8 protein-coding genes and 3 pseudogenes are annotated in these 12,148 nt (G+C 64.0%); 5 read left to right on the forward strand and 6 right to left on the reverse strand.

Annotation, left to right across the window (positions count from 1 at the left end; all coding sequences use genetic code 11):
- Positions 1 to 171 precede the first annotated feature (171 nt).
- The 3 genes and pseudogenes from ABIF91_RS18715 to ABIF91_RS18725 form a co-directional block, all read right to left on the reverse strand.
- Positions 172 to 1,301, reverse strand: a protein-coding gene (locus ABIF91_RS18715) for an IS3-like element ISRj2 family transposase (protein WP_129557670.1) whose coding sequence is annotated in 2 segments (ribosomal slippage) — positions 172 to 1,049 and positions 1,049 to 1,301 — 1,131 coding nt in all. Because the reading frame shifts where the segments join, the coding sequence is not laid out codon by codon here.
- A gap of 199 nt (positions 1,302 to 1,500) precedes the next feature.
- Positions 1,501 to 3,162: pseudogene (locus tag ABIF91_RS18720) on the reverse strand (ATP-dependent DNA ligase).
- On the reverse strand, positions 3,159 to 4,196 hold the full coding sequence (locus tag ABIF91_RS18725; RefSeq protein WP_028181543.1) for a ligase-associated DNA damage response exonuclease: 1,038 nt from the start codon (positions 4,194 to 4,196) through the stop codon (positions 3,159 to 3,161). Before ABIF91_RS18725 ends, ABIF91_RS18720 begins: the two are co-directional and overlap by 4 nt.
- 62 nt (positions 4,197 to 4,258) lie before the next feature.
- Between ABIF91_RS18725 and ABIF91_RS18730 the strand changes: the two genes are divergently transcribed.
- The 5 genes and pseudogenes from ABIF91_RS18730 (at position 4,259) to ABIF91_RS18750 (ending at position 9,017) form a co-directional block, all read left to right on the forward strand.
- Positions 4,259 to 5,185, forward strand: coding sequence for a class I SAM-dependent DNA methyltransferase (locus tag ABIF91_RS18730; RefSeq protein WP_028181542.1), 927 nt, complete (start codon positions 4,259 to 4,261; stop codon positions 5,183 to 5,185).
- Positions 5,186 to 5,240: 55 nt separating this feature from the next.
- Positions 5,241 to 6,047, forward strand: a pseudogene (locus tag ABIF91_RS18735) (IS630-like element ISRj1 family transposase); the annotation flags it as partial.
- Between the two features lie 88 nt (positions 6,048 to 6,135).
- Positions 6,136 to 7,265 (forward strand): IS3-like element ISRj2 family transposase gene (locus ABIF91_RS18740; protein ID WP_086023025.1). Its coding sequence is split into 2 segments (ribosomal slippage): positions 6,136 to 6,388 and positions 6,388 to 7,265, totalling 1,131 coding nucleotides; the frame shifts between segments, so codons are not numbered across the junction.
- Between the two features lie 131 nt (positions 7,266 to 7,396).
- Positions 7,397 to 7,672: pseudogene (locus tag ABIF91_RS18745) on the forward strand (transposase); the annotation flags it as partial.
- A 115-nt stretch (positions 7,673 to 7,787) separates the two neighbouring features.
- Positions 7,788 to 9,017 carry an ABC transporter substrate-binding protein gene (locus ABIF91_RS18750; protein WP_028181027.1) on the forward strand — a complete coding sequence of 410 codons (1,230 nt, stop codon included), beginning with the start codon at positions 7,788 to 7,790 and terminating at the stop codon, positions 9,015 to 9,017.
- A 205-nt stretch (positions 9,018 to 9,222) separates the two neighbouring features.
- Here ABIF91_RS18750 and ABIF91_RS18755 read toward each other — a convergent pair whose 3' ends face one another.
- The 3 genes from ABIF91_RS18755 to ABIF91_RS18765 all read right to left on the reverse strand — a co-directional run bounded on the left by ABIF91_RS18755 (position 9,223) and on the right by ABIF91_RS18765 (position 12,084).
- Positions 9,223 to 10,065: an amidohydrolase family protein gene (locus tag ABIF91_RS18755; protein WP_028181026.1), complete on the reverse strand. Its 843-nt coding sequence runs from the start codon at positions 10,063 to 10,065 to the stop codon at positions 9,223 to 9,225.
- Positions 10,066 to 10,068: 3 nt separating this feature from the next.
- The gene (locus ABIF91_RS18760) at positions 10,069 to 11,046 is read right to left on the reverse strand and encodes an aldo/keto reductase (protein WP_028181025.1); all 978 of its coding nucleotides are present in this window, start codon (positions 11,044 to 11,046) and stop codon (positions 10,069 to 10,071) included.
- A gap of 105 nt (positions 11,047 to 11,151) precedes the next feature.
- Positions 11,152 to 12,084, reverse strand: coding sequence for a sugar-binding protein (locus ABIF91_RS18765; protein WP_028181024.1), 933 nt, complete (start codon positions 12,082 to 12,084; stop codon positions 11,152 to 11,154).
- Positions 12,085 to 12,148 lie beyond the last annotated feature (64 nt).

Below are 12,148 nucleotides of genomic sequence, written 5' to 3' on the forward strand. Positions count from 1 at the left end.
GCTTGCGGGAGAGGTCGGCGCGGAGAGAGCTGGCCCCGGTTGTTTGGACAGCGCCCCGCTGGATTTAAGTGGATTCCTGCCGGGTTATGCTGAACGCGGGGCTTTACGGTTTTGTCGTTGCGTCGGGAGGGCGTAGCCCGACCAGAGCGACGACAAAACCGTCGGCGACGGTCATGCGGCCATCACCATAGCTTGCGTGCCGAAGTAAGCCTCGTCGGGCGTGCGCCCGTCAAGGCTCGAGTGAGGGCGTCCCTGATTGTAGAAGGCCAGATACTTGGCAATTGACGCTCGCGCCTCGGACACGCTGTCGTAGGCGCGGAGATATACTTCTTCGTATTTGACCGTGCGCCAGAGCCGCTCGACAAACACGTTGTCGCGCCAGGCGCCCTTGCCGTCCATGCTGATGGCGATCTTCGCGTCCAGCAGCACATCGGTGAACTCGAGGCTGGTGAACTGGCTGCCCTGATCCGTGTTGAAAATCTCGGGCCTGCCGTGCTTCGCCAACGCCTCCTGGACCGCTTCGACGCAGAAGGCCGCCTCCATTGTGATCGAGACGCGATGGGCCAGGACCCGTCGGCTGAACACATCGACGACCGCCGCGAGATAGACGAAGCCACGCCGCATCGGAATGTAGGTGATGTCCATTGCCCACGCATGGTCGGGCCGCTCGATCTTCAATCCGCGCAACAGGTACGGGTAGATCTTGTGACCCGGAGCCGGCTTGCTCGTGTTCGGGCGACGATAGACCGCCTCGATCCCCATGCGCTTCATCAGCGTCGCGATGTGGCGGCGACCGGCGTATACGCCCTCCCGCCGCAGCAACGATCGCAGCATACGCGCTCCCGCGAAGGGATAATCGAGATGCAGCTCATCGAGCCGACGCATCAAGGCAAGGTCCTCGGCCGAAACTGGCCGAGGTTCATAGTAGACCGTGCTGCGAGCCAGCTTCAGGACCTTCGCCTGGCGCACGATAGAAAGATCATGATCGCGGTCGATCATCGCTTTGCGCTCAGCAGGCCCGCCTTGGTGAGCGCGCCGGACAAAAAATCGTTTTCCAACGCCAGCTCGCCGATCTTGGCATGTAACGCCTTCAAATCGACCGGCGTCTCGGCCGATGTCTTGTCATGCCCAAACACGCCGGCGGCGCCTTCCAGGAGCTGGTTTTTCCAGATCGTGATCTGGTTCGGATGAACATCAAACAGTTGCGCCAGCTCCGCCAGTGTCTTGTCGCCTTTGACCGCAGCCAAAGCAACCTTCGCCTTGAATGCCGGAGAATGCGTCCGGCGGCTCTTCTTCGTCATCTTCGCTCCTGATTCGCAGCAAGAATCCTCGCCGCTGTCAGGCAGAAAATCCACTCAAGCTACTGTCCGAATTTGCGGGGCCAGCTCTGAGCGCCGGGTGAGGGCTCTGCCTCTTGGGGGAATCCCGATGCGGAGGCACCCTCTCCCCGACCCTCTGCCGCAAGCGGGAGAGGGAGCGCACTGGCTTCGCGGCGACAGTTCATGCTTCAATCTCCGCCGCTTCCGCTTTCAGCATCTTCTCCAGCGTTTCCAGCCGGTCGGCCTCGCGCGGCGGCTTGTCCCAGCGCAAGCGGCTGATGCGGGGAAAGCGCATGGCGACGCCGGACTTGTGTCGCGGCGAACGTTGCAGACCCTCGAACGCGACCTCCAGCACGAGCCCCTTGTCGCCCTCGTGCACGACATGACGCACGGGGCCGAACTTCTCCGTGGTGTTGCGGCGGACGAAGCGGTCGATCTGGAGCAACTCCTCGTCGGTGAAGCCGAAATAGGCCTTGCCGACCGGCACCAGTTCGTCGCCGCCATCGCGCTCGGTCCAGACGCCAAAAGTGTAGTCGGAATAATAGGACGAACGCTTGCCGTGGCCGCGCTGGGCATACATCAGCACGGCATCGATGATGTGCGGGTCGCGCTTCCACTTCCATCATTGGCCCTTCGGCCGCCCGGGCAGATAGGGCGCATCGCGCCGCTTCAGCATCACGCCCTCGACGGCGTCCGCATCCTCGCCGGCACCTGCGCTCGCCGGATCGGCGCGCGCGGCGGTCAGCGCGTCCCAGCTTGTGAAAGGGACGGTAGGCGACAGGTCGATCCGGGGATCGTCGAGCTTCCCGACGAATCTCTCCAGCTGTTCGCGTCGCTCGGCAAAAGGCAGTTCGCGCAGATCGTTCTCGTCGTCGCCAAGCAGATCGTAGGCGCGAAGGTGGATCGGAAACTCCTTGATCAGCTTCGGCGAGACGACCTTGCGGTTGAGGCGCTGCTGCAGGACGTTGAAACTCTGCACGCGGCCCTCGCGCAGGATCAGGAGCTCGCCGTCGATGGCGCCGGGCAGGCGCAGCGACGGCACGAGATCCGGAAAGCTGCCGGTGATGTCCTCGCCGGTGCGCGAATAGAGCCGCGCCGTGATGTGGCCGCGATCGTCGCGCCCTGCCACCGCCTGCACGCGGATGCCGTCCCATTTCCATTCGGCGATGTAGTCGGCGGGATCGAGCGCGGCGAAATCCGTGTCCTCGATCGCATGCGCCAGCATCACGGGCCGGAACGGCGCGGGATCGCGATTGACGGGCTTTTCGGCGCGTCCCTCCAGCCAGGCGAACAGGTCGAGATAGGGCGGCGAAAGGCCCGGCCAGATCAGCTCGACCTCATGCGGGTCCTTGTCGCCGAGTGCGGCGGCCGCGGTCTTGGCGAGGCGCGCGGAGATGCCGATGCGCAGCGCGCCCGTGACGAGCTTCAGCAGCGCCCAGCGGCCGGTCTCATCCAGCTCGTCAAGCCAGCGCTCGAGCTGCTTCGGCAACTCGGTCTTTCCGAGCGTGCGCAGCGTGGTGACGACTTCGGTGAGGGATGGCGGTGGCGGATTATTGTGGGCGGTCAGCGCGGCCTTCGGCCACATCAGCGCCACCGTCTCCGAGAGGTCGCCGACATAATCATAGGAGAGCCCGAACAGCACCGGGTCGGTGCGCGCCGCGATGAGATCGCGGATCAGCGCGGGCTTGGCATGCTTGAAGCTGAGCGCGCCGGTCAGCGCGGCCAGCGCATAGCCGCGGTCGGGATCGCCGACCTCGCGGAAATAGCCGGTGATCAGCCGCAGCTTGTTGTTGCGGCCGGGCTCGTAAGCGAGGCGGTCGAGCAGTTCGGCGAAGCGGTTCATGCCTCGGCCTCGTCTGGAATCGGCGTCTCGCTCTCCTCCTCGTCGCCATAGCCGACGAGATCAAGCGGCCGCGCTTTCAGGCCGTTGCTCTGGCACCAATGCACCAGCGCATCTTCCTGGCCGTGAGTGACCCAGATCTCGCCCGCGCCGGTCGCGCCGATCGTAGAGGTAAGGCCGTCCCAATCGGCGTGGTCGGAGATCACCAGCGGCAATTCCACGCCGCGCTGCCGCGCCCGGGCGCGCACGCGCATCCACCCTGACGCGAAGGCGGTGACGGGATCGGGAAAGCGCCGCGTCCAGAGATCTGAAGTCGCCGAGGGCGGCGCCAGTGTGATGGTGCCGGCAAGCGCCGCCTTCTTCACGCCCTTCACCGGCCTCAGCTCGCCGAGCGCGATCCCGCGGCTCTGGTAGTAGTGCGTGATCTTCTCCATGGCACCATGCAGGTAGATCGGCGCGTCATAGCCGGCCTGCCGCAGCAGCGCGATCACGCGCTGCGCCTTGCCGAGCGAATAGGCGCCAACCAGATGCGCGCGCTCCGGAAATAGCGCGACGGAGGCCAGCAGCTTCTTGACCTCGTCGGCGGCATCGCCATGCCGGAACACCGGCAAGCCAAAAGTGGCCTCGGTGATGAAGACGTCGCAGGGCACCAGCTCGAATGGCGTGCAGGTCGGGTCGGCCGCGTCCTTGTAGTCGCCGGAGGCGACGATGCAGGTGTCCTGGCACGTCACCGCGACCTGCGCCGAGCCCAGCACATGGCCGGCCGGGTGAAATTTGACGCGGACGTCGCCGAGCCGGATCTCTTCGCCATAGCGGATGGCTTGCGTCGAGCCGGCAAAGTTTTCGCCATAACGCAGCCTCATCATGTCGAGCGTTTCCTGTGTCGCCAGCACTGCGCCATGGCCAGCACGGGCATGGTCAGAATGGCCGTGGGTGATCACGGCGCGCTCGACCGGCCGGACAGGATCGATATGAAAGCCGCCGGGCTTGCAGCACAGGCCGGCAGCAGTTGGCAGCAGGATGTCTTGCGGACGCATGCCTGCTATATAGGTCGCGTCACTGCATCTTCGAGTCATCACCGCTTCGTTCCCGGTTCCCAATGCCTCTGCGCCTGTTCCTGTCCTCCGGCGACCTCATGGCCGACCGCCGTTTCGAGTTCGCGCGCGACCTCCAGCTCAAGGGCGATCTGCCGGCGGCCGCGGACCTCCTGGAGCAGGCGATCGAGCTTGCGCCGAACTTCACCTCCGCCTGGTTCACGCTCGGCGAAATCCGTCGGCAGCTCGGCGAGCGCGACAAGGCGATCACTGCCTTTCGGGAAGCGCGCCGATGCGATCCCGCGGACCGGCACGGCGCCGGTCTGCATCTGGTGCGGCTCGGCGACGCACAGATGGCGGGGATGCCCAAGGCTTACGTGCAGACGCTGTTCGACCAGTACGCGCCACGCTTCGAGCACACGCTGATCAACGATCTCGGCTATCGCGCCCCGAGCCTGATCTTCAAGGCGGTGCTGGCCGCGCGCGGCGCGGCGAAGAAGCCCGCCTACTTCAAGCGGACCATCGATCTCGGCTGCGGCACCGGGCTTGCGGCTGCCGCGTTCGCCAAGCAGGTCGACCACTTCATCGGCATCGACCTGTCACCGGGCATGATCAAGGAGGCCCGCGCGACCAACCTGTATGCCGAGCTCGAGATCGCCGACATGATCGAAGGCTTGCGCACCAAGGCGGACGCGAGCGCAAATCTCGTCGTCGCCGCAGACGCCTTCGTGTATCTCTCCGATCTCGCGCCGGTGCTCACCGAAGCCAGGCGCGTACTCGCGCCCGGCGGCGTGCTCGCCTTCACGCTGGAGACTCATGACGGCGGCGGCATCGTGCTCGGCGAAGGCCTGCGCTATGCCCACTCCGCGGAATATGTCCGCGACGCGATTGCCAAGGCCGGCCTCGAGCTGCTGACACTGGAGCTGGCCTCGCCGCGCATCGAGAACAACGAGCCGGTGCGTGGCCTCGTCGTCGTCGCCGAGAAAACTTGAGTCTAGGCGCTAGTACCCACTTTTCTTGGAACGTGAGTCGTGATTCAAGGTCGGGATGATACCCGAAGCAAGAGAAGTCCACCTTTCGAGGAAAGATCGCAAGGTGCTTGAGGCGTGCTGTCGCTCACCGGTGACGTTGCAGCGCGATTTGAAGCGGGCGCGGATAGTTCTGTTGGCGGCGGATGGGCGCAGCACCCGGTCGATCGCCAAGGAAGTTGGGGTCCAGCCGCGGATTGTCAGCCTTTGGCGGCATCGCTATGCCGACCATGGCCTTGAAGGGCTGCAAGACAAGCCGCGGCCTGGCAAGCAGCCGATCTATACGAAGACGACCGACAAGCGGATTCTGAAGCTGCTGGATAAGCCGCCACCGCAAGGGTTTGCGCGCTGGACCGGCCCCCTGCTGGCCGAGGCGCTGGGCGATGTCGATGTCCAATATGTCTGGCGGTTCCTGCGCAGCCACAAGATTGACCTGGTGGCTCGCAAGTCCTGGTGCGAGAGCAACGACCCGAACTTTACGGCCAAAGCCGCCGATGTTGTCGGCCTCTATGTCGCGCCGCCGGCGAAGGCCATTGTGCTGTGCGTGGACGAGAAGCCCTCGATCCAGGCTTTGGAGCGAGCGCAGGGTTATCTGAAGTTGCCCAATGGCCGCGCCTTGACCGGCCAAAGCCACGATTACAAGCGGCATGGCACCACAACATTGTTTGCGGCGCTCGAAGTCGCCACCGGAAAGATCATCGCGACCCATTCAAAACGCCGGCGCCGCGTCGAGTTTCTCGATTTCATGAACAGCGTCACCGCGGCTTTTCCGAACCGCAAGCTTCACGTCATCCTCGACAACCTCAACACCCATAAAAAGAACGAGAGAGCTGGCCCCGCAAATTCGGACAGTAGCTTGAGTGGATTTTCTGCCTGACAGCGGCGAGGATTCTTGCTGCGAATCAGGAGCGAAGATGACGAAGAAGAGCCGCCGGACGCATTCTCCGGCATTCAAGGCGAAGGTTGCTTTGGCTGCGGTCAAAGGCGACAAGACACTGGCGGAGCTGGCGCAGCTGTTTGATGTTCATCCGAACCAGATCACGATCTGGAAAAACCAGCTCCTGGAAGGCGCCGCCGGCGTGTTTGGGCATGACAAGACATCGGCCGAGACGCCGGTCGATTTGAAGGCGTTACATGCCAAGATCGGCGAGCTGGCGTTGGAAAACGATTTTTTGTCCGGCGCGCTCACCAAGGCGGGCCTGCTGAGCGCAAAGCGATGATCGACCGCGGTCATGATCTTTCTATCGTGCGCCAGGCGAAGGTCCTGAAGCTGGCTCGCAGCACGGTCTACTATGAACCTCGGCCAGTTTCGGCCGAGGACCTTGCCTTGATGCGTCGGCTCGATGAGCTGCATCTCGATTATCCCTTCGCGGGAGCGCGTATGCTGCGATCGTTGCTGCGGCGGGAGGGCGTATACGCCGGTCGCCGCCACATCGCGACGCTGATGAAGCGCATGGGGATCGAGGCGGTCTATCGTCGCCCGAACACGAGCAAGCCGGCTCCGGGTCACAAGATCTACCCGTACCTGTTGCGCGGATTGAAGATCGAGCGGCCCGACCATGCGTGGGCAATGGACATCACCTACATTCCGATGCGGCGTGGCTTCGTCTATCTCGCGGCGGTCGTCGATGTGTTCAGCCGACGGGTCCTGGCCCATCGCGTCTCGATCACAATGGAGGCGGCCTTCTGCGTCGAAGCGGTCCAGGAGGCGTTGGCGAAGCACGGCAGGCCCGAGATTTTCAACACGGATCAGGGCAGCCAGTTCACCAGCCTCGAGTTCACCGATGTGCTGCTGGACGCGAAGATCGCCATCAGCATGGACGGCAAGGGCGCCTGGCGCGACAACGTGTTTGTCGAGCGGCTCTGGCGCACGGTCAAATACGAAGAAGTATATCTCCGCGCCTACGACAGCGTGTCCGAGGCGCGAGCGTCAATTGCCAAGTATCTGGCCTTCTACAATCAGGGACGCCCTCACTCGAGCCTTGACGGGCGCACGCCCGACGAGGCTTACTTCGGCACGCAAGCTATGGTGATGGCCGCATGACCGTCGCCGACGGTTTTGTCGTCGCTCTGGTCGGGCTACGCCCTCCCGACGCAACGACAAAACCGTAAAGCCCCGCGTTCAGCATAACCCGGCAGGAATCCACTTAAATCCAGCGGGGCGCTGTCCAAACAACCGGGGCCAGCTCTGAGGACTGGCTCAAGGCCCACCCCAACGTGCAATTTCATTTCACGCCGACAAGTGCGTCATGGCTCAATCAGGTCGAAGTATGGTTTTCCATCTTGCAGGGGCAGTCGCTCAGCGGCACCTCCTTCACGAGCCTCAAGCAGCTTCAGGAACACATCGATGCCTACGTCAACGCATACAACGACAGAGCCGAGCCCTTCGTCTGGACCAAGAAAAAGGTCCGTCAACGCCGTTTCAAAGGCCGCCGTATCACTCAGCTCTGATTCCGGGTACTAGCACCGCGCAATTTGAGCGTCATTGCGTCGCAAAGTTGCGACTCCCCACTTGCGAGCTGCGCTGCGATGTCAGCACAATGCCCTCGCTAGGGAGAAACAAATAATGACGAAGAATCCATCGCGGCGCGATTTCAGCGCCGCCGCGCTCGCCACCATCGCTGCATCCACCTTGCCTGCGCCCTATGTCTGGGCCGCGGAGAAGAAATACGACGCGGGCGCCAGCGACACCGAGATCAAGATCGGGCAGACCGTGCCGCATTCCGGCCCCGGCTCGCTCTACGGCGTGCTCGGACGCATCGGCGAAGCCTATTTCCAGATGCTGAACGAGAAGGGCGGCATCAACGGACGCAAGGTCAAGTTCCTCACCATGGACGACGCCTACAGCGCGCCGAAATGCGTCGAGGCGACGCGGCGCCTGGTCGAGCAGGAGGAAGTGCTGGCGCTGTATGGCTCGCTCGGCACCGCGCCGCAGACCGCCGTGCACAAATACCTGAACTCCAAGGGCGTGCCGCAGCTCTTGCTCAACACCGGCGCGTCGAAGTGGAACAACCCGAAAGAGTTCAAATGCACGATGGCGGGCCTGCCGCTCTATCCGACCGAGGCGCGCATCCTGGCCCGGCACGTCGTCAGCGTGAAGCCGAACGCGAAGATCGGCATCCTCTACCAGAACGACGATTTCGGTCGCGACTTCCTGGGTCCGTTCAAGAAGGTGCTGGCCGATGCCGGCGGTACCGCTCAGGTGATCATGGAGCAGACCTACGATCTCACCGAGCCGACCGTCGATTCCCAGCTCATCAACCTCTCGAAGTCGGGTGCCGACGTCTTCTACAACATCTCGACCGGCAAGGCGTCGTCGCAGTCGATTCGTAAAGTGGCCGAGCTCGGCTGGAAGCCGCTGCAACTGCTGTCGGCGGGCTCGACCGGCCGCTCCATCCTCAGTGCCGCGGGCCTCGAGAACGCCGCCGGCATCGTCGCCATCCGCTACAACAAGGAGGTCGGCCTTCCCAAATGGGAGAAGGACCCCGACGTGATGGCGTTCGAGGAGCTGCGCAAGAAGTACACGCCGGCGATCGACCCCGACAACACCATCGCCTTTGCCGGCTACGGCCAGGCCGTGACCATGGGCGAGATCCTGCGCCGCTGCGGCGACGAGCTCACCCGCGCCAATGTGCTGAAGCAGGCATCGACGCTCGCGGGCTTCCACTCGCCCTACTTCCTCGACGGCGTCACCTACAGCTACACGCCCGAGAACTACACGCCGATGAAGACGCTGTTCATCTCCACCTTCACCGGCAAGGACTGGGACATCTCCGACAAGCCGATGTCGGAATAGTCAGGGGGCGCGAGGCGAGCGCCGCCGTCTCTTCCCTTCTCCCCTTGTGGGAGAAGGTGGCGCGCAGCGCCGGATGAGGGGTTGCTTCAGCAAACTCACATGTGAAAGGTGGCTCGCGGAGAGAGACCCCTCACCCGTCTCGCCGCTCCGCGGCGAGCCACCCTCTCCCACAAGGGGAGAGGGTAAGAGCGCGCATCGACTGCAATTAACCTAACCGATACGCAGCCTTGGCGTTCGCCCCAAACGCCTTCTCCCGCACACCGGAGCCCAGCTTCTCCAAACACCCCTCCAGCGCGGACTTGATCTCGCCGTAACCTCCCGCAAGCAGGCACACTGGCCAGTCCGAGCCGTAGATCAGCCTATCCTCCCCGAAACATTTTGCGGCGTGCTCGACGAACGGAAACAGCCGCTCCGCATCCCAGTCATTCCAGACCGCCTCGGTCGCCAGGCCTGAGATCTTGCACCAGACATTGCCGCAAGCCGCCAGCGCTGCGATGCCATCGGTCCATTCGGCGCTGCCGCCGTCGGCGATCGGCGGCTTGGCAGCGTGGTCCAGCACGAACCGTGCCTGCGGAAAGGCCTGCGCGGTTGCGATCGCGGCCGGCAGCTCGCGGGTGCGAACGAGAAGATCGTAGGCGAGATCGCGGGCGAAAACAGCCGTGAGGCCGCGCTGCACATCCTCGCGGAGCAGCCAATCCGGATCAGCCTCGTCATGGACCTGGTGGCGAATTCCCACCAGCCTGCCGCCGCCAGGCAAAGCGCGCAGGCGGTCGAGCGTTTCGTCAAGCGCACCATCGGTCAGATCGGCCCAACCGACCACGCCGACGACGAAGGGATTTTCGTGCGCGATGTGCAGGAACTCCTCAGTCTCCTCCAGCGCGGAGCGGCATTGCACCAGGATGCTTGCGTCGATGCCGTTGGCCTTCATGAGCGGCGCGAGATCGGCGGGACCGAAGGCGCGGCGGATCGGCGCGAGCTCGTCCGCCTCCATCCAGGGATAGTCGGCGCGTGCCGGGTCCCAGAAATGCTGGTGGCCGTCGATGATCATGCCTTACACTCCGCCCGGCAGTGGCGCCCGCGCATCGACGAGCTTTCGTGCGCGCAACTCCTGCCAGAACGCCGGCGGGATCGCTGCCTCCGACATCACGATGTTATCGGCGACCTCCGCGGCATTGCGCGCGCCCATCACGGCGACCGTCACCGCCGGATGCGCCATGCAGAACTGGAGCGCGGCGGCTTTCAGCTGGGTGCCGTGCCTGCGGCAGAGCGCATCGAGCTCGAGCGCACGCGCGACGAGCGCCGGATCGGCGTCCTGATAGTTGAATTTCGCGGAGGTCCGCGGATCGGCCAGGATGCCGCTGTTGTAGATGCCGCCGAGCAGAATGCCGATATGCTTCGCCTGGCAGACCGGAAACAGCGCATCCAGCGCGCCCTGATCGAGCAGCGTGTAGCGGCCGGCGAGCAGGAAGCAGTCGACCGGCACGGCCTCGGCGAAGCGCACCAGCATCTCCGACTGGTTCATCCCGGCGCCGATCGCCTTGACCGTGCCGTCCTCGCGCAGGCGCTGCAGCGCGCGGAACGCGCCGGCGACGGCGTCGTCATAATGGTCGTCGGGATCATGCACGAGCAGGACGTCGACGCGGTCGAGCCCAAGGCGCGCCAAGCTCTCCTCGACCGATCGCATCACCCCGTCATGGCTGAAATCGAACACCGGCCGCTCGCGCGGCGTGCCCTTGTAGTGCTCGTCCTCGGCGGCAGCGCCATCCGGTGCGCGCAGCAGACGGCCGACCTTGGTCGAGATGACGTAGGAGTCGCGCGGCTGCTGCCGCAGGAATGCGCCCAGCCGCCGCTCGGCAAGACCAAAGCCATAGAGCGGCGCGGTGTCGAAGAAGCGGATGCCGGCCGACCAGGCGCGCGCGATCGTCGCCTCCGCATCGGCATCGCTGACGGGGGTGAACAATCCACCGAGCGGAGCGGAACCGAGACCGATTGAAGTAACGTCGAGGGAGCCGAGCCGCGAGCATTTCATTCCGATTTGCCTTCCAGCAGTCTTCTTCCAACAATCCGGATCATCTCTCCCGCTTGCGTCAACCGCAAGCGGGAGAGATGTGGGCGCACGGGGCTGGCGGCGCGCCTACTTCAGCATCTGTGCGACGTTGTCCTTGGTGACGAGATCGAGGCCGGTGTAGACGATCTCCGGCACTTTCTCGCCCTTCTTGATCGCGAGCAGCGTGTCCATCGCCTTCTCGCCCATCTCGAACGGACGCTGGCCGACCAGCGCATTGGCATAGCCGTCGCGCAGCAGCTCGAGCTGCATCTTCAGCGTATCGGCCACGACCAGCGTGAACTTGCCGGAATCGATGTCCTTTTTGTTCCTGGATGCGAAGGCCTTGAAACCTTCGGGAGCAAACATCGGCCAACCGCCGATCGGAACGATGGAGGCGAGGTCGGGCGTTGCAGTGCGCATGTCCGTCATCTGCTGGACCGCCAGCGCGGGATCGTCGTTGCAGAAGGTCGGGGAGCCCGCGACCTCGGTCCATTTCGAGCCCTTCAGTGCCTCGCGCACGCCATCGACGCGCTCGGCGAGGTTCTTGGCGCCGGGACCCCCCGAGACCATGGCGTATTTGCCGCCATCGGGCCGCATCTTCAGGAGTTGCTTGCCGAGAGCCAGGCCGAACTCCTTGTTGTTGGTACCGATATAGGCGATGCGCTTGGAGCCCGGCGCATCGGCATCGAAGGTGATGACGGGGATGCCGGCGGCGGTTGCCGCCTCGATCGACTTGGTCATGGCAGCGACGTCAGCGACCGAGATGGCGAGACCGTCGACCTTCTGGGTGATGAAATCCTGGATGATCTGGGCCTGCGTCGCAGGCTCATGCTCCACCGGCCCCTTGTAAATGCACTCGATGTTGCTGAGCTCCTTGGCGCGCTTGAGGCAGCCATCGCGCGCGAAGTCGAAGAACGGATTGTTCATCGCCTTCGGCACGATGACGAAGCGGTAGTTCGCGGCGAACGCCGGCGTAGCCATCATCGCAACGGCGATGCCGGCAAGAAGAAGTTTCCTCATTGTCTCCTCCACCCTTGTGTTTGGTGCCCATCCTCTCGAAAGCGTCCGGGAAGCGGACAGGCGG

The sequence above is a fragment of the Bradyrhizobium sp. USDA 241 genome (assembly GCF_049739505.1).
Taxonomy (GTDB): Bacteria; Pseudomonadota; Alphaproteobacteria; order Rhizobiales; family Xanthobacteraceae; genus Bradyrhizobium; species Bradyrhizobium liaoningense.